This window comes from Streptomyces sp. PU-14G (assembly GCF_041028275.1).
Lineage (GTDB): Bacteria > Actinomycetota > Actinomycetes > Streptomycetales > Streptomycetaceae > Streptomyces.
The window spans coordinates 20,153-37,871 of record NZ_JASKYT010000022.1; the positions used below are offsets into that span (position 1 = coordinate 20,153).

Sequence of the window (17,719 nt, forward strand, 5' to 3'; positions counted from 1 at the left end):
GATGAGCCTGCCCACCACCTACGCCGCCGGGCAGGAGGCCCCTCCCTCCCGCGCGGCCTGGCCCGCGTACCCGGCCGCGGTGGAGGAACCGACTCTGCTGGCACCAGCGCTGGCGGCAGCCTCAGGTCCCGGTGCTCCGGCGGGAGCGGCGCGCACGGAACTCGAGTTGGCGGAGGCGACGAGCGCCCGGCTGACCGCGCACTGCGCGGAGCGCGGGCTGACCCTGGAATCGGTCGTGCGGGCCGCCTGGGGGGCACTGTTGAGCCTGCTGACCGGCAGCGAACACGTGGTCTTCGGCGGGCCTGAGAAACCCGTCCGTCTCCGGTACCGGCCGACCGAATCCTTCGCTGCGGCAGCGGGCAGACTGGGCGAGGAATGCTCCCGGTCGGCCGGGAACGAGACGGCCTGGAGTCCCGCTGAGGACACGTTGTTCGACACGGCGGTGGAGGTGACCGCCACGGACCCGGCGGCCTCGCACACCGGCGGCGTCCCGGTCCGCTGCACCGTGCGTCCGGGCCGGCGGACACGGCTGTGCCTGACCACGGCGGACGGCACGGGCACCGGCCTGCCGGCGGATCTGCTCGTCCGGTTACTCGAGGGGTTCGCCGAAGACCCGGACCGCCCGCTCGGCACCGTCGCACTGCTGGCAGGCGATGAGCACCACCGGATGCTGACCGAATGGAACGACACGGGCGCAGAGACACCCCCGGTCTCTCTCGCGGACGTAGTACGGCAGCAGGCCACGGACAACCCGCACCGTACCGCGCTGGTCGGCGACGGGGACGCGTTGACGTACGCGCAGCTCGACCGCCGCGCCGACCGACTGGCCCAGCTGCTGTGGCGGCGCGGCTGCGGAGCCGAGGACCTCGTGGCTCTCGCGTTGCCCCGCTCGGTGGAGATGGTCGTCGCGATCGTCGCGGCCGGCCGGGCCGGTGCCGCCTACCTTCCCGTTGACCCCGACTATCCGTCCGAGCGCGTCGCGTTCATGCTCACCGACGCGCGACCGGCACTGCTGGTGACGACCACCGAGTCGGCACCACCGCACGGTACGGGGCCCGAACGCCTCGTGTTGGACACTCCCGAGACCACCGCGGCCCTCGATGAGGCATCCGGCTCCGAGGAGGGCCCCCCGCCGTGCCGGGCTGCCAACCCGGCGTACGTCATCTACACCTCCGGCACGACCGGGCGCCCCAAGGGGGTCGTGGTCACCCACGCGGGGCTGGCGTCGCTGGCGGCGGCGAAGGTCGAGCGCATGGCGGTCACACCGGACAGCCGCGTCCTGCAGTTCGCCTCCCCCAGCTTCGACGCGTCAGTCACCGAACTGGTGGCCGCCTTCACCGCGGGTGCCACCCTCGTCGTCCCACCGGCCGGGTCACTCGCCGGCGAGGCCCTGGAACACGTGCTCGTCGGTGAGCGAGTCAGCCATGCGGTGCTGCCGCCGGTCGCGGTGGCCAGCCTCGCCGAGCCCCGGCTGCCCGATCTGCGCACCCTGGTGATGGCGGGCGAGGCGTGCCCGGCCGAGCTGGCCGCGGTCTGGTCGGGCAATCGTCGGACGATCAACGCCTACGGCCCGACCGAGGCCACCGTGTGCGCCACGATGAGCGACCCGCTGTCGGGTTCGCCGCCGCCGGTGGGCAGGCCGATCGCCGGCCGGTCCGTCTACGTGCTCACGGACGGGCTGCGGCCGGTGCCTCCCGGCGTCGTAGGCGAGCTCTACATCGCCGGTCCCGCACTGGCCCGGGGCTATCTGCGCCGGCCCGCCCTCACCGGAGCGCGGTTCGTGGCCAACCCGTTCGCGCCGGGCGAGCGGATGTACCGGACCGGGGATTTGATGTCGTGGCGGCAGGACGGGACGCTGGTCTTCCACGGCCGGGACGACGATCAGGTCAAGGTGCGCGGATACCGCGTCGAACTGGGCGAGGTGGCCGCCGCGGTGGCCGGTCACCCGGGCGTCGCCCGCGCGGTCGCCGTCGTTCGGGAGGACGAGCCGGGGGCCCGGCGGATCGTGGCCTACCTGGTGTCGGAGCACGAACCCCCGCCCGATGCCACCGAGGTGCGCCGGCACACCGAGCGCTTCCTGCCGCCGTACATGGTGCCGAGCGCCTTCGTGGAACTCGACGACCTGCCGCTGACGCCCAGCGGCAAGCTGGACCGGGCCGCGCTGCCGGAACCGAAGCCGGCCCCGGGCACGGCCGGACGGCCGCCACGTACCCCGGCGGAAGCCGCCCTCGCCGAGTCCTTCGCCAAGGTTCTCGGCACGTCCGCGGTGGACATCGACAGCAACTTCTTCGAGGTCGGCGGCAACAGCATGCTCGCCATCGTGCTGATCCGTGAGGCACGACGGGCAGGGCTGGCGATCTCGCCGCGGGACCTGATCAACCACCCGACGATCGAGGCGCTCGCCACAGTGGCCCGTACCACCGGGTGACCCGCACGAGCGGCACAACGGAAGGAGCGATGTGTGAACACCCGACCGGTGATCTCGCCCGACGACATCGACGACATCGACCTGGCTGATGCGCGGCTGCACGCCGAGTACGACCTGAGTGAGGTGTGGCGGCACCTGCGCGCGCACCGGCCGGTCCACTGGCACCGGGCCGTCGACACACGGCCCGGCTTCTGGGTGGTGAGCAGGTACGCCGACGCGATGACCGTCTACCGCGGCAAGGACCGGTTCACGACCGAGGGCGGCAACGCACTGGCCACGATCCTCACCGGCGGCGACTCGGCGTCCGGCACCATGCTGGCCGTGACCGACGGCCCCCGGCACGCGCAGATCCGCAACATCCTCATGCGGGCCTTCTCTCCCCGGATGCTGGACGAGATCAAGCAGGCGCTGCGGGTCACGGTGGATCGGCTGCTGCTGGAGGCGATCGAGAAAGGGAGCTGCGACTTCGCCCGCGACGTGTCGGGGAACGTGCCGCTGGGTGCCATCTGCGACCTGCTCGCGATCCCCCGCGAAGACCGCAGGCACCTGCTCGATCTGACCGCGCACGCGTGGAGCTCCGACTACGCCGACGCCCCCTACGAGGACAGTTGGACTGCGAAGAACGAGATCCTGCTGTACTTCTCCGACCTCGCCCAGACCCGCAGGGACGGGAAGCACGACGATGTGATCAGCCTGCTGGCCGGCAGCAGCATCGACGGCGAGCGCCTGACCGACGGCGAGCTGATGGCCAACTGCTACGGCCTGATGATCGGCGGTGACGAGACCGGGCGGCACGCCATCACCGGTGGGCTGCTCGCCCTCATCGACCATCCCGACCAGTGGGCGGCCCTCAAGAAGGGCGAGGCGGACATGTCGACCGCGGTGGAGGAGGTCCTGCGCTGGACCCACCCGTCGCTGCACGGCGGCCGTACGGTGACCGCCGACGCGTCCGTCAACGGCGAGCAGTTCGCCGTCGGCGACGCGGTCAGCGTGTGGATCTCCTCGGCCAACTTCGACGGCGAGGTCTTCGCCGATCCCGACCGCTTCGACCTCAACCGTTCCCCCAACAAGCACCTGACCTTCGCGTTCGGCTCGCACTTCTGCCTCGGCCACTACCTGGCGCGGCTCGAGGTCGAGGCGATCCTCGACGGGCTGCGCCGACTGGTGGCCGACGTCGACCAGCTCGGCCCGGCACAGCCGATCTACTCCAGCATCCTCTCCGGCATGCAGTCGCTGCCTGTACGCCTCGTCCCGGAGCCCCACGCGACCGCCGCTGCCTGATCCCTCGCCAGAACGGAGAACCAGCCATGAACCCATCGGACCAGGAGGCCACCGACGTCGACGTCGTCGTGGTCGGCGGTGGACCCGCCGGCTCGACCGTCGCCTCGTTCGTCGCGATGCGGGGCGGCCGGGTGCTGCTCCTGGAGAAGGAGGCCTTCCCGCGGTACCAGATAGGCGAGTCCCTGCTGCCGTCGACCACTCAGTGGATCTGCGGGCTCCTCGGCGTGGCCGAGGAGGTGGAGTCGGCCGGCTTCCAGACCAAGACGGGCGGCACCTTCCTGTGGGGCGCCAGTCCGCAGCCGTGGTCCTTCACCTTCGCGACCGACAGCCACCGGGGGCGCCACGCCTTCCAGGTCGAGCGCATGAAGTTCGACAAGATACTGCTGGACAACGCCCGGCGGGTCGGCGTGGACGTGCGGGAGCGGTGCACCGTACGGGACGTCCTCGCCGGTCCGGAGCGGGTGGGCGGCGTGCGGTACACCGACGCCGACGGGGTGGAGCACACCGTCACCGCGAGGTTCACCATCGACGCCTCCGGCAGCGGAAGCCGCATCCACCGGCACACCGGCGGCACCCGCGAACTCGCCGAGTACTTCCGCAACATCGCCGTCTTCGGCTACTTCGAGGGCGGCAAGCGGATGGACCCGCCCCTGCGGGGGAACATCCTGTGCGCGGCGTTCGCAGGCGGCTGGTTCTGGTACATCCCGCTGAGCGACGAGCTGACGAGCGTGGGTGCCGTGGTACCGGCCGCGATGGCCGACAAGATCCAGAAGGACCGGGGAGCCGCACTCGAACAGTTCATCGACCAATCCCCCATGATCAGCGAGTACCTCCGCGACGCACGCCGGGTGACCGAGGGCCCCTACGGACAGGTGCGGGTGCGCAAGGACTACTCCTACAGCGACACCCGCTTCTGGCGGCCCGGCATGGCTCTGGTCGGCGACGCCGCCTGCTTCGTGGACCCGCTTTTCTCCACCGGCGTCTACCTGGCCACGTACAGCGGCCTGCTGGCGGCCCGGGCGATCAACAGCGTGCTGTCCGGACGTGTCGACGAGCGGCGCGCGTTCACCGAGTCCGAGTTCCGACACCGCCGCGAGTACGACCTGTACTACGAGTTCCTTCAGTCGGTGTACGACACGCACCAGGACGAGACCTCGTACTTCTGGACGGCGAAGAAACTGACCGGCAGCACCGCCTCCGAGTCCGACTCGTTCAGCTACCTCACCGCCGGCATGGGCGCCGGCGAGTACACCTCGCCGGACGACGGGCCCGACGCTTCGGGCGCGGCACCGCGGTCCCGGGTGCGCGGACCCGACGAGGACAGCGCGATGCGGGCGTTCTGGCAAGGCCGCACCGAGGAGTTCACCACCAGCAACCACCCGGACCCCAACCACCTCCGGCTGGACGCCGAGAAACACGAGCGGCTGCTGCGCACCATCGAGGCCGGCTGGCGCTCGCGGCCCGACCGGCTGACGGTGTCGGCCGACAGCATGTACTGGGAGGAGCCAGAACCCGAGCCCCCGCTCAGCGGGGCCGCTCCCGATGCCGGATGACGTCGGCAATCTGAGCGAGCGGGCCGGGCAGCGTCATCTCGCGGTGCTCACACGCGACCTCGTGCACCTCGATCAGCCCCCTGACGTAGGGCCGCCAGGCCTCTCGGTTCGCCGAGGAGAGCCGGCGGCCCTTCGTCGCCCGGAACAGCAGCAGGTCTCCGTCGAACGCCGCCGGCGGCTGGCGCAGCAGCCGGGCGTTGTTCAAGAAGACTTCCACGACCGCGTTCCGGCTCTCCGCGCCGAGGGCGGACAACGGTCCGCCCTCGGCTCCCAGCGTCGCCACCGCTTGGGCCCGGTCCAGCTCTCCGTGCGGGTTGCCGGAGGCGCCACCGACGAAGTGCACCAGCTCGGCGAGCACCTCAGACTCTCCCTGCGCGGGACCGGCCGCCGGGCCGACACCCGGGTAGCTGTCCAGGACCGCCAGCAGCTCCACCCGCGCACCGCGGGCCTGGAGAAGGGTGGCGAGGGCGTGCGCGACGTGCCCGCCGAAGGACCAGCCCAGCAGACGGTAGGGGCCGTCCGGTTGTATCCGCAGGATCTGCTCCAGGTAGTCGGCGGCCATCTCCCCCACCGTCGCCGGCAGGGCCTCCCGACCGCCCAGGCCGCGTGCCTGCAAACCGTAGACGGGATATTCGGCGCCGAGGCTGTGCAGCAGCCCGGCATAGCACCAACTGAGCCCGATGCCGGGGTGCACGCAGAACAGAGGGGTCCGGTCGCCCCGGGTACGCAGCGGCAGCAGCACGCTCAGCGCGTCGCGCTGGCTGCCCACGGACATCCGCTCGCCCAGCCCGGCCACCGTCGGCTCCTCGTACACGTCGCGGACCGACAGCTCGGTGCCGAGCACCTCGCGCACCCGGCCGATGAGGTGGGCCGCCAGCAGTGAGTGACCGCCGAGGTCCAGGAACGAATCGTCGATGCCCACCGACGGGAGCGCCAGCGCCTCAGCGAACAGGTGGCACAGCAGTTCCTCACGGGGCGAGCGGGGGCCCCGCCCGGTCGGGCTCGGTTCGGCGCGGAACGCGGGCAATGCCCGCCGGTCGAGTTCACCGCCGTCAGTCGACGGCAGGTCGTCCACCACGACCACCGCGGTGGGTACGGCCCGCTCACGCAGGGCTCCACCCAGGTACGCGGCGCCGGCCAGGTAGGCACGCAACGCTGCCGGGTCGATGCGGCGGTCCCGCGCCGGAACGGCGTAGCCGACCAGGCGGCCTTCGGTGAGCACGACCGCGGCCCTGGCGACGTCGGGATGCTCGGCGAGCACCGGCCCCAGTTCCGCCAGGTCGTCCGGGTCGGGTACCGGGCCGCTGGTGAGGCGGTCCGCGCCGGCAGCCTCACCAGCGGCCAGCCGGACGGCCAGACCGGCAACGGTGGGCGACTCGAAGACGTGCCGGACAGAGAGGGTCGCGCCGAGCACCTCGCGCACCTGGCCCACCAGGCGGCTGGCCAGCAGCGAGTGACCGCCGAGATCGAAGAAGTCGTCGTCGACGCCGACGGCGGCGACCCCGAGCACCTCGGCGACGAGCTCGCAGAGGGTCTGCTCGGTCAGCGAGCGGGGCGGTCGGCCGCCGCCCGCGCCGGTGGGATCGGGTGCCGGCAGCGCGCTCCGGTCGAGCTTGCCGTTGCCGGTCAGGGGGAGCGCGTCGAGCTCCACCACGGCCGCCGGCACCATGTGCTGCGGCAGCCGCGAGGCCAGCGAGCGGCGCAGCGCCAGCCGGTCGACCGCCTGTCCGGCCTCGGGAACCACGTAGGCGACGAGCCGCCGGTCGCCCGGACGGTCCTCCCGCAGGACCACCGCCGCGGCGCCGACCTCGCGCTGCTCGGTGATCGCCATCTCCACCTCGGCGAGCTCGACACGGAAGCCCCGCACCTTCACCTGGTCGTCCACCCGGCCCAGGAACTGCAGGGTTCCGTCCCCGTTCCAGCGCGCGAGGTCCCCGGTGCGGTACATGCGCGAGCCTGGCGGGCCGAAGGGGTTCGCCACGAACCGCTGGGCGGTCAGCGCCGGCCGGTGCCGGTAGCCGCGGGCCGTTCCGGGACCCGACAGGTACAGCTCGCCGGGTGCTCCGACGGGAGCCGCGGGCAGACCGGGCTCCAGTACGTACGCCCTCGCGCCGCGGATCGGCGTGCCGATCGCCGGTGTCCCCGAGGGGCCCCCGCTGCTGCTCAACGGGGCGGACGCGGTGGCGCAGACGGTGTATTCGGTGGGCCCGTAGGCGTTGACGAGGGTGCGCCCCGGTGACCACTCGGCCACCAGCGCACCGGAGACCGCCTCCCCGGCGACGACCACTGTGGTACCCGGACGGATCGCGTCGGACGGGATACTCGCGAGAACCGCGGGTGTCAGCGTCACATGGGTCACGGGCGGCTCGGCGGCCAGGGCCTCGACGATGGCGTCGACACGGGGGCGCCCGGGTGCCGGCAGCGCAAGCGAAGCCCCGGACGCCAGCGCCTGGCACAGCTCCCAGAACATCGCGTCGAAACCCACCGAAGCCGCCTGGAGCACCCGGCTGCCCGGGCCGACGCCCAAGGTCTCGCGCTGTTCGCGGGCGAGGCTCGGCACGCCGGCGTGGGTGACGAGCACTCCCTTCGGGGTACCGGTCGAGCCCGAGGTGTAGATCAGGTATGCCGGGTGCGACGGGTGCAACGGCCGGTTCCGCTCGGCGTCGTCCACCTCGTGGTCGGGCAGCGCGGCCGTCTCGCCGGTGATCCCCGCGTCGTCGAGCACGAGGGCGGGTTCCCGCACGGACTCGAAGAAGGCGCGGTGCTCACGGTCGGTCAGCACCAGGTGCGGCGCGGCGTCCTCCGCCAAGAGCCGCAGCCGCTGCGCCGGATGGTCGATGTCCAGGGGCAGGAAGGCGCCCCCGGCCTTGAGCACCGCCAGCACAGCCACGACCAGTTCCACCGATGGCGGCACCGCCACCGCCACCACACGCTCCGGGCCGACCCCGCGGCCGATCAGGAGCCGGGCAAGTCGGTTGGCCCGAGCGTGCAGTGCGCGGTAGGTGACTGTCGTCGCACCGCAGCGCACGGCCGGGGCGGCACAGGCCGCCCACGGTGAGAGCAGTTCGGGCACCGTCCCGGGCGGGGTGTCGTCGCGCACGGGCCCGGCTGCCAGCCGGGCCAGACGCTCACGTTCGGCCGGCGTGGTCAGCTCCAGCCGGACGACCTGGAGCCCGGCGTCGGCGTCGACCACCTGGCGCAGCGTCCGAAGCAGCCGGTCGCGGTGCGCGGCCAACTCCGGCCGCCGGTACAGGGCCGGGTTGGCGTCGAAGTGCAGCAGGTGGCCCTCGTCGGGGCCGAGATCCTCGGCCGTCACACTGAAGTCGGCCACCGGGCCGTTGGACAGTCCGCGAACGCGCCACTCCCCGCCACCGGTTCGCAGGCCTCGCGGGAAGGACATGACGTTGACGACCAGGCCGAACAGCTCCCGTTCACCGGTGCCGCGGTGGAGAGCGCGCCCCAGCTCCCCGGCGCCGTAGCGCTGGTACCGCAGTGCCTCCAGCAGCCGCTCCGTCGCCTGCGCGCGCAGTTCGGCCAGGGACATCCGGGGCGTGACCGTCATGCGCAGCGGCACCGCCTGGGCCAGCATTCCCGGAATCCGCCGCAGATGCCGGCTGTCCCGCCCGCCCACCGCGAGCCCGACGACGACGTCCGACGCACCGGTCGTACGGTGCAGGTAGGCCGCGGCGGCGGCCACGAGGTTGGCCGACGCGCCCGACGCCACCGGACGGTCCGGCGCCGCGACGCCGCTCAGTGCCTCGCGGGAGAGCCGGCGCGTCTCCCGCAGGAAGTCAGAGGGCAGCACGGTGGGGGGCGGCCCGAGCCGTACCGCCCCGGGTGCGTCGCGCAACTGGTGCAGCCAGAAGTCCTGACACCGCCCAAACGACGCCGAGGCGCGGTACTCCTGCTCGTCGGCGACCAGTTCGGCCAGGGTCGCGAAGGTGCGCGGCGGCACCGGCTCTCCGGCCTCCATCGCCGGGTACAGCTCGGCCACACGGCGCACGATCAGCCCCACGCTGTACGCGTCCAGCAGGAGGTGGTGGTTCGCGTAGTACCAGAGGAAGCGGTCGGGCGCCTCCCGGAACAGCGCGAACGTGAACAGCGGAGCCCCGTCGAGCGGGCGCGGAATGCGCAGTTCGGCGCGCATCCGCTCCAGCGCGGTGGCCCGCGGATCGGTCGCGGTGCTGACGTCGATGAACCGCAGGGACCAGTCCGGGTGTCCGCCGAGGATCTGGCGTGGCTCGCCGTTCTCCTCGACGAACCGCAGGCGCAGCGCGTCGGTCTCGTCGACCACGCGCCGCAGCGCGGTCTCGAACACCGCGGGTCGTACCGGACCGGGAATCTCGATGTACCCGCCGATGTTGTAGACCGGGTTCGCCGGGGCCGACTGCTGCGCGAGCCAGATCTCCCGCTGCGCCGCGGTGAGGGGCAGTGAGGCACTGGGCGTGGCACCGGGTTCCATCTCGCTCCGTTTCCCGTGCGTTGCGTTTCAGAGGGTGATTCCGCCGTGGATCTCGAAGACGGACGCCGTTACGTAGGCGGCGCGGTCGGAGGCGAGGTAGGCGATGAGGTCCGCGACTTCGTCGGCACGGCCGAACCGGCCCAGCGGAACCGCGGAGAGCAGCTTCTCCCGTGCGGCCTCCGGCATTTCGTGGATCATGTCCGTGTCGATGAGTCCAGGTGCCACCGTGTTCACCCGGACCCCGTACCGGCCGGCTTCCTTGGCCAGCGCCTTGGAGAAACCGATGATTCCGGCCTTGGACGCGGAGTAGTTCGTCTGCGAGGGGTTGCCGTGCACCCCGGCGACCGAGGACAGCGTGATGACGCTGCCCCGCCGCCGCTTCATCATGGCGAACACGGTGGCCCGGCAGACCTCGAACACGCCGGTCAGATTGGTCGCCAACACGCTGTGCCACTGCTGGTCGGTCATCATCACGAGCGGCTGGTCGCGGATCACCCCGGCACACGTCACCGCCACCTCGACCGGCCCGAGTTTCTCCTCCGTCTCGGCCAGCCAGGCCCGCACCGAGTCCCCTTCGGCCACGTCGGCCGGTACGGCCAGGCAGCGTGCGCCCAACTCGGTGGCCAGGCCCACGACCTCGCGCGCCGCCGACGCGTCGGAGCGGTAGCAGAAGCTCGTGTCGAAGCCTTCCCGGGCCAGCCGCAGCACGGTGGCGCGGCCGATTCCGCGGGAGCCACCGCTGACCAGCGCCACCCTCCGGCAGTCGTCTGTCATCCTGTCTCTCTCAGCCTCGTTGGGGCCGGGCGGCCGCATGCCGCTCGCCCAGTCGCAGCAACGCACAGGCGACGGTGCCGTCGCGGTCGACGGAGCTGACGACGGCCAGTCGTCCGGCCGCCGCGGGCCGCCGGTCCAGCGCACTGAGCACCGACACGAGCTGGAAGGCGGCGGAAGCCGCACCGGTGTCGCCGAACGGCAGTCTCGGGAGACGGTCGAGGGCGGCCGAGTCGAACAGCCGCGCCAGGGCCGCCTCTTCCCGGTCACCCGCGGAGCCCGGCGGCCGGCTGGGTGACACGGCCCACACCTCATCCGCCGAGGCCCCCGCCGAGGCCAAGGTACGCAGCACGACCTGCCGTACGGCCTCGGCAGGATCGTCGCCGTGACAGACCTGGCTGCGGACCGTGAGCAGTTCGGCGAGCGCGGGACCGCTCGGCGCGCCGTCGCCCAGTACCACCGCGCACCCCTCGCCGTGCAGCACCGGGTCGGCGCCGTCCGGCCGGGCGTGGTGCTCCAGCCATGAACGGGTCACCGAATACTCCTCGGCGGCGCCGCAGACCACCCGCCGCGCCCGGCCGCTGGACAGCAGCCGCCGCTGATAGCTCATGGCCAGCAGCCCGGCGGCCCGGCCGCCGGCGATGGTGACGTTGGGGCCCCGCATCCCGTACCGGATCGCGCACTGTCCGGCGGCGCAGTTCATCACGGTGTTCGGCATGCGCGCCGGTTCGACGTAGAACGGCCGCGATCCTCGCAGCGAGTCGCGGGTGAAGTCGGTCATGCTCTGCACGCTGCCGGTGGTGGTGCCCAGTACGAGCCCGAGGCGCTCCGGGGCGTCCGGGGCCGGATCGGTGCCGGCCTCCTGGAGCAGCCGCCCGACGGCGACCGCGGCCAGCGCGGTGACTCGGTCCATGGCCCTCGTTCCCTTGGCGCCGAGCGCCTCCCGCGGCGAGAAGTCGGGCACCAGGCCGGCACGCGGATACGGCACCGGCCAGACTTCGGGATCCAGCGCGGCGGCGGGTCGGGCGCCGGACCAGAGGCCCTCGGTGAAGGCGTCCCGGCCCGTGCCGAACGGTGAAACGGCGTCCCACTGCGTGATGGCGATGCCCATGCGACGATTCCTCACTGGTAACTGCCGAGGACCACCACGGCGTTGGTGCCGCCGAAGGCCATCCCGTTGTTCTGCACGATCTGCAGGTCCGTCTCGACCGACGTGTTGGGCACGCAGTCGACCGCGCACTCCGGGTCGGTCCGTTCGTGGTTGATGGTGGGCGGGATGAAGCCCTGTGTGATCGCCAGCGCGCACCCGATGGCGGCCAGCGCGCTGGCCGCGCCCATGGAGTGACCCAGCATCGACTTCATCGACACGGTCCGCGGCGGGTGCTCGCCGTATATCTCGCGGATGGCCCTGGCCTCGGTGACGTCGTTCGGTTTCGTGCCCGTGCCGTGGGCCGAGATCAGGTCGACCTGATCGGGCGTGACGCCGGCGTCGCGCAGCGCCAGATCGATGCACCGGGCGACGCCCGACTGGTTCGGCGCGACCGGGTGGAAGGCGTCGCAGCTCAGTCCGCACCCGAGGACCTCGGCGTAGATCCTGGCGCCGCGGCTCAGGGCCGAGCTCAGCTCCTCCAGTACCAGCACTCCCGCGCCCTCGCCGGTCAGGATCCCCTCGCGGTCGACGTCGAAGGGGCGGCAGCGATCGGGCGCGATGGTGCCCAACCGGTAGAAGCCGGCGAACGTCTTGCGGCACATCGCGTCGGCGCCGCCGCACAGAGCGAGGTCCACCTCTCCGGCGCGGATCGCGTCGAGTGCGGTACCGATCGCGTAGTTGCCCGCCGAGCACGCGGTGGCCATGGTGAACGCCTCCGCCTGGCAGATCCCGAGTTCCTGGGCCACGGCGGTGGCGAGCCGGACCGGGGAGACCCGGCGCACCGCGGCGGGGTCGTACGCGTCGGGGCCGCCGTGCTGCTCGGTCTCCACGAGCCGGTCCAGGTCGTAGGCCTCTCCATCCGTCGTGCCGATGGAGATCAGGACGGGTTCGCCGTGCAGCCGGTCGTCGGGCAGGCCGGAGTCTTCGACGGCCATCCTCGCAGCCGCGGCCGAGAACTGGGTCGCTTTGCCGAGGGAGTCGATATCGAGGTTGCATATCCACTTCGCCGGATCGAATCCGACGACCTCGCACCCGTTGTGGTAGTCGAAGCCATCGGTGTCGAACACCGTGATCGGCCGGACTCCGCTGCGCCCCTCCCGCAGCGCGTCGGCGAAGTCAGTGGCTCCGACGCCGATGCTGGACAGCACACCGAGGCCGGTGACGACCACCCGTCGCTGTTCGGCGGGAGATCGGTCGACCACCGCTTCCATGGACATCTGCGCTCCCTTCGATCGGGCGGGCGGCTACCAGCCCGGCGTCGCCTCGAGTACCTCGTACACGCCACGCAGATCGACCATGCGCGGCACCTCGGACTGGGCGACCACCACGTCGAACCGCTTTTCCAGCCCGGCGAGGATCTCGATCAGCATCAGCGAGTCGGCCCCATGGTCGACGAAACTGCTCGTGTCGGTGACCTCGGACGGGTCCAGCTCGAGCAGTTCGCAGACGAGTTCCTTGACCTCGTCCCGGCGCCCCTCGTTCATCCGTGCCTCGCCTCCGTCTCGGCCGCCCGGTTCGGGCGGGCTCTTTGTCATCCGGTCGTCATCCGGCCGTGCCGGAGCCCGGTGTGGCGCGTGTCGTGGGCCGTTGCCGCCCCAGCCGCACGGGGAGGCCCGTCAAGCCGTGCATGACGACGCTCGGTCGCCAGCGCAGTTCCTCGGCGGGGACCGCGAGCGCGATGTCGGGGAAGCGTTCGACCAGCCGGCCGAGCGCCACCCGTGCCTCCATCCGGGCCAGGGCGGCACCCAGGCAGAAGTGCGCGCCGTGCCCGAAGCTGATGTGGCCAGTGGTCTGCCGCTCGATATCGAAGGCGTCCGGGTCCGTGAAGCGCCCGTCGTGGTTCGCTGCGCCCAGGGCGAGCAGCACGATGTCGTTCGTCGCTATCGGGGTGCCCCCGATCGTCATCGGCTCCGCCGCGTACCGCCAGGTGGTGACGGGAGCCGGGGAGTTGTATCGCAGCACCTCCTCCACCGCCGGGTCGAGCAGCTCAGGCCGGGCCCGCAGCTTCGCGAACTGGTCCGGGTGCTGGAGGAGCGCCAGGAGCGCGCTCCCGAGCAGGTTCACCGTCGTCTCATGCCCGGCGATCAGCAGCAGGCTGGCCATCGAGACCAGCTCCAGCGGGCTGAGCCGGTCGCCGCCGTCGCTGGCCTCGACCAGGTCGGAGAGCAGGTCGTCGGCCGGCGCGGACCGCTTGGCGGCCATCATCTGCACGAGATAGCCGCCCAGGGCCGTGGTGGCCCGGCGCAGTTCGTCCGGCGAGGAGGAGCCCACGATGACGGTGGACCAGGCGCGGAACGAACGCTGGTCGGCGGGGGGAATGCCGAGCAGCTCGCAGATGACGGTGAGCGGCAGCGCTGAGGCGAACACCTCGACGAAGTCGACCGTCCCGTCCGTGCCCCGCGACGCGAGGGCATCCAGCAGTTCGTCGGTGATCTGCTGGACGAGCGGCCGCAGCCGCTCGATGCGGCGGGCGCTGAACCCCTTGACCACCAGCTTCCGCAGTCGGGTGTGCTCGGGCGGGTCGCTGTTGAGCATGTCGGTGGCGACCGACTCGCCCACGCTCGACGCGTCGAGCCTCGCCGCCGACGCCCGGTCGATGATCGCCCGCAGCCGGGCCGAGTCCTTGCTCAGTCGCGTGTCCGCGAGCGCGGCGGATATCTCAGCGGAGCCCGTGACGACCCACACCGGAATTCCGCTGGGAATGCAGGCGCGATGTATCGGTCCTGCCTCCCGAATCTCGGCGAAAACGCGGTAAGGATCCTGCATGTAACGGTCGCTGAAAAGGCCGTTCTCCTGCATTGACTCGACCGTCACGGCGCCCCCTCTCCTCCGGTTGCCGGATTCGCCACGACATGACTCGCGTTCGACTGCTCAGGGATGAAAGCGGCGGGAAATCCATGCTTCGGCCGACGATCGGGTGTGACCGTACCGGACAGGAAGCAGCGTCGACAACGCTCGCTGTCCTGACTGAACAGAGGCCCAAAACAGGCGTGATCGCCCCTCCGGTCCAACCGGAGAGTCCTTGGCCGGAAGCGCTGGCGGAGACTCGTTGAGAGCAGGCGGAAAGCTGGTGTCAGGGCAGGCCGACGGCCCGACTGTCGCGTCGGGCGGCCCCAAGGTTCCACTGCCCCGGTGACGCGTGCCGGCTCGTCGGGGGCGGATGTTCATGTTGGTCGGTCCGTTGCACCCGCGCTCCCCCTTGGAGCGGCACGGGGGCGGCTCGGGCGATCGGTGGCCGACTGGGCTCAGGTGAGCAGCCCGAGGCTGCGCACACCGACGAAGTCGGGCGTCGGCATGAACGACGGCGGCTGGTCAGGGTCCACTGCCAGCCCCGCGAAGCGATCCAGCATGATGTCCAGCGCGATCCGCCCCTCCGTCCGGGCCAATGGCGCGCCGAGACAGAAGTGGATGCCTCGCCCGAACCCGATGTGCGGGTTCGGGTCGCGCCTCACGTCGAATGTGTGCGGGTCGGTGAACTGGCGCTCGTCCCGGTTCGCGGCGGACAGCCACACCTTGATCATCTGGTTCGCGCCCACCTTCTGACCTGCGATCTCCACCTCGGTGTTGGTGACACGGTAGCTGGTAGCGAACGGGCTCAGGAACCGCAGCGACTCCTCGATCACGCCCGTCATCCCGGAGCGGTCGTCACGCAGTTGCCTCGTCTGGCCCGGGTGGGCGTCCAGACACAGAACGGTGTTCCCGAGCAGCATGGCAGTGGTGACATGCCCGGCGAACAGCAGGAGGCCGGCGAAGTTGATCACTTGGGTGTCGGTGAGCCGCTCGCCGTCGATCTGAGCATGCACCAGCTTGCTCAACAGGTCGTCTCGCGGCGTGCGGCGCCGATCGACGACGTGCTCGCGGAGGTAGTCGTTCATGTGTCCCGCCTGCTCCGTGCGGTCCTTGAGGTCGCGCTCCAGTTCCTCGTTGTCGGCCAGTGAGAACTCGTTCGCGCTCTCGAACATCTCCTTGGCCCACTTCTTGAACAGGACGCGGTCACCGCTCGGCACGCCGAGCAACTCGGCGATCACGATCACCGCCAGCGGGTTGGCGAGATCGGCGACCATCTCGATCCGGTCAGGGTTGTCCACCGCGTCGAGCAGTTCGTGGGTGATCTCCTTGATTCGCGGCTCAAGGGAGGCCACGACCTTCGGGGTGAACGCGTGGGCGGCCAGCTTGCGCAGCTTGCGGTGCTCCGGGGGGTCGGTCTGGGCCAGGTTGCCGTCGAAGAGTGCCTCGTCGGCGTCCGGAAGGAAGCGCCGTGCCAAGTCGGAGGAGAAAGTCGCCGGATCACCGAGAATCCCGACCACCTCCGGGTAGCCGAAGACGGCCCACATACCCAGCTTTTCCTCGAACTGAATGATCTTCTCCGGACTGTGCCCTCGCAGCCAGAAGTGATCCGGGTGGATGTCCCATCGGTCGGCGAGCGCAGCCATGGCGTTCCTCTCGTTCATGCGGCAAAGGGTGGACAGATGGCCCGGTTCCGGGGACACAACAGCGCTGACATCATGGGGCCTCACCCTGCAGACGGCGATTGATGTACTCGCATATGGCCGCTGCCGGCCCCGGAAGGTACATGTCCTGATGCGAGCTGCTGATGTCGTAGCTGAGCAATGACCCGGTGACGTGCGGTCGCCATTTCTCGGCGTAGGACTCCTCCTTGTCCAGTGCCGCATTGAAGAACAGTACGTCGCCGCGGTAGACGGGTGAGGTGTACCGCTCCATGAGCGCTGTGTGATGCAGCATCAGCGAGACCGCGTTATCGAGGAAGGACTCGTATGCTGCGGCGTCCGTGAAATGCGCGAGGTGTGTTCTGAAGAAGTCCCGGGTCTGCTCCGAGTCGGGGCGCTCCCCGGGCACAAAGTACGTGGTCGGCACGCTGTCGAGCAGCGCGAGCAGCTCCACCTCGTGTCCCCGGCGCTGCAGTTCCGCAGCCATCGCGTGGGCGAGCGTGCCGCCGATGGACAGGCCCAACAGGTGGAAGGGGCCCTCCGGCTGGATGGTGAGCACCTGCTCGACGTAGTCGGTGACCATCGCGTCGAACGACTCGGGCCGCGGCGTCACGCCGTCGAAGCCGCGCGCCTGGATCCCGTACATCGGCCGGTCCACGCGCAACTTGTCCACGAAGCCCAGGTAGAGCCAACACATGCCGGAGCCGGGGTGGACCCACCACAGCGGCGCGCCGCGCCCACTGGTCCTGAGCGGCAGCACACTCGCGAACGGATCCGAGGAGAAGGACGTCTCGGTCACCCTGGTCAGCTCCGCCGCCATGGCCGCGGCTGTGCGGTGCTCGAATATCGTGCCGAGGGGCACGTCGACGCCCAGCACCGCACGGATCCGGCTGATCAGCTTGGTCGCCAGCAGTGAATGCCCGCCGCTGGCGAAGAAGTCGTCCTCGACTCCCATGTGCTCCACCTCCAGCGCCTCCGCGAACAGGCCCGCGAGGATGTTCTCCTCCGCCGTCCGCGGTGAACGGCCTGTGCCACCGGTGTACTCCGGCGCGGGCAGCGCGGCCCGATCCAGTTTTCCGTTCGCGGTCAACGGCAGCCGGTCCAGCGTCACAAGCCGCGCAGGCACGAAGAAGTCCGGCAGGCGGTGGGCCAGGAAGTCGCGCAGCTCGTTCTCGGAGGGGCCGGCGCCTTCGGCACTGACCGGCACCACGTAGCCCACCAGGGTTCGGTCCGCCTGCCCTGGGCGCGCGATCACCGCCGCCTGTGTCACGTCGGGGTGGGAGGTCAGTGCCGCTTCGATCTCGCCGGGCTCGATGCGGTATCCGCGGATCTTGACCTGGTCGTCGGCGCGGCCCCGGAAGACGAGTTCGCCATCCGCCGTCCAGGCCACTACGTCCCCGGTGCGGTACATCCGCTCGCCCGGCAGGCCGAACGGGCAGGCCAGGAACCGCTGCGCGGTGAGAGTCGGCCGGCCCAGGTAGCCACGCGCGAGCGACTCGCCGGCCACGTACAGTTCGCCGGCCACGCCGGGCGAGCGGATGTACCGCACCGGGGACGTAGCTCCTGGGAGATCGGCGAGGAGAAGGTGGTACTCGTCGTCCCGCCCGACGACCCGCTGCGCGGGCG

The 17,719-nt window shown here is 71.1% G+C and carries 11 protein-coding genes; 3 read left to right on the top strand and 8 right to left on the bottom strand.

Translation table 11 applies throughout. From position 1 onward, the window contains the following. Position 1: 1 nt before the first annotated feature. From AB8Z75_RS04725 to AB8Z75_RS04735, 3 genes are read left to right on the top strand one after another with little or no spacing between them, the layout of a single operon-like run. Positions 2–2,428, top strand: coding sequence for an amino acid adenylation domain-containing protein (locus tag AB8Z75_RS04725; protein ID WP_369200074.1), 2,427 nt, complete (start codon positions 2–4; stop codon positions 2,426–2,428). Between the two features lie 33 nt (positions 2,429–2,461). Continuing rightward, on the top strand, positions 2,462–3,709 hold the full coding sequence (locus AB8Z75_RS04730; RefSeq protein ID WP_369200075.1) for a cytochrome P450: 1,248 nt from the start codon (positions 2,462–2,464) through the stop codon (positions 3,707–3,709). 26 nt (positions 3,710–3,735) lie between these two features. Then, entirely contained in the window at positions 3,736–5,262 is a 1,527-nt protein-coding gene (locus AB8Z75_RS04735; RefSeq protein ID WP_369200076.1) for a tryptophan 7-halogenase, read from the top strand. Here AB8Z75_RS04735 and AB8Z75_RS04740 read toward each other — a convergent pair. The 8 genes from AB8Z75_RS04740 to AB8Z75_RS04775 form a co-directional block, all read right to left on the bottom strand. Beyond that, positions 5,234–9,724, bottom strand: coding sequence for an amino acid adenylation domain-containing protein (locus AB8Z75_RS04740; RefSeq protein ID WP_369200077.1), 4,491 nt, complete (start codon positions 9,722–9,724; stop codon positions 5,234–5,236). The two genes, AB8Z75_RS04735 and AB8Z75_RS04740, sit on opposite strands and share 29 nt — an antisense overlap. Before the next feature lie 27 nt (positions 9,725–9,751). After that, positions 9,752–10,498: a 3-oxoacyl-ACP reductase FabG gene (gene fabG, locus AB8Z75_RS04745; protein ID WP_369200078.1), complete on the bottom strand. Its 747-nt coding sequence runs from the start codon at positions 10,496–10,498 to the stop codon at positions 9,752–9,754. Positions 10,499–10,508: 10 nt separating this feature from the next. Then, positions 10,509–11,606 (bottom strand): beta-ketoacyl synthase N-terminal-like domain-containing protein, encoded by a 1,098-nt coding sequence (locus AB8Z75_RS04750; RefSeq protein WP_369200079.1) that lies wholly within the window; start codon positions 11,604–11,606, stop codon positions 10,509–10,511. Positions 11,607–11,617: 11 nt separating this feature from the next. Then, positions 11,618–12,862, bottom strand: coding sequence for a beta-ketoacyl synthase (locus AB8Z75_RS04755; protein WP_369200080.1), 1,245 nt, complete (start codon positions 12,860–12,862; stop codon positions 11,618–11,620). A 27-nt stretch (positions 12,863–12,889) separates the two neighbouring features. Continuing rightward, the gene (locus AB8Z75_RS04760) at positions 12,890–13,129 is read right to left on the bottom strand and encodes an acyl carrier protein (protein ID WP_369200081.1); all 240 of its coding nucleotides are present in this window, start codon (positions 13,127–13,129) and stop codon (positions 12,890–12,892) included. Positions 13,130–13,187: 58 nt separating this feature from the next. Next, positions 13,188–14,459 carry a cytochrome P450 gene (locus AB8Z75_RS04765; protein ID WP_369200082.1) on the bottom strand — a complete coding sequence of 424 codons (1,272 nt, stop codon included), beginning with the start codon at positions 14,457–14,459 and terminating at the stop codon, positions 13,188–13,190. 431 nt (positions 14,460–14,890) lie between these two features. Continuing rightward, positions 14,891–16,096 carry a cytochrome P450 gene (locus tag AB8Z75_RS04770; RefSeq protein ID WP_369200083.1) on the bottom strand — a complete coding sequence of 402 codons (1,206 nt, stop codon included), beginning with the start codon at positions 16,094–16,096 and terminating at the stop codon, positions 14,891–14,893. A 52-nt stretch (positions 16,097–16,148) separates the two neighbouring features. After that, the coding region (locus tag AB8Z75_RS04775) for a thioesterase domain-containing protein (protein WP_369200084.1) at positions 16,149–17,719 on the bottom strand (1,571 nt) is incomplete at its 5' end.

Bases quoted from the DNA above. Each gene is read 5' to 3' on its own strand.
- AB8Z75_RS04735 (WP_369200076.1), top strand. From the start codon at position 3,736: ATGAACCCATCGGACCAGGAGGCCACCGACGTCGACGTCGTCGTGGTC.
- fabG (WP_369200078.1), bottom strand. From the start codon at position 10,498: ATGACAGACGACTGCCGGAGGGTGGCGCTGGTCAGCGGTGGCTCCCGC.
- AB8Z75_RS04760 (WP_369200081.1), bottom strand. From the start codon at position 13,129: ATGAACGAGGGGCGCCGGGACGAGGTCAAGGAACTCGTCTGCGAACTG.
- AB8Z75_RS04755 (WP_369200080.1), bottom strand. From the start codon at position 12,862: ATGTCCATGGAAGCGGTGGTCGACCGATCTCCCGCCGAACAGCGACGG.
- AB8Z75_RS04770 (WP_369200083.1), bottom strand. From the start codon at position 16,096: ATGAACGAGAGGAACGCCATGGCTGCGCTCGCCGACCGATGGGACATC.
- AB8Z75_RS04740 (WP_369200077.1), bottom strand. From the start codon at position 9,724: ATGGAACCCGGTGCCACGCCCAGTGCCTCACTGCCCCTCACCGCGGCG.
- AB8Z75_RS04750 (WP_369200079.1), bottom strand. From the start codon at position 11,606: ATGGGCATCGCCATCACGCAGTGGGACGCCGTTTCACCGTTCGGCACG.
- AB8Z75_RS04725 (WP_369200074.1), top strand. From the start codon at position 2: ATGAGCCTGCCCACCACCTACGCCGCCGGGCAGGAGGCCCCTCCCTCC.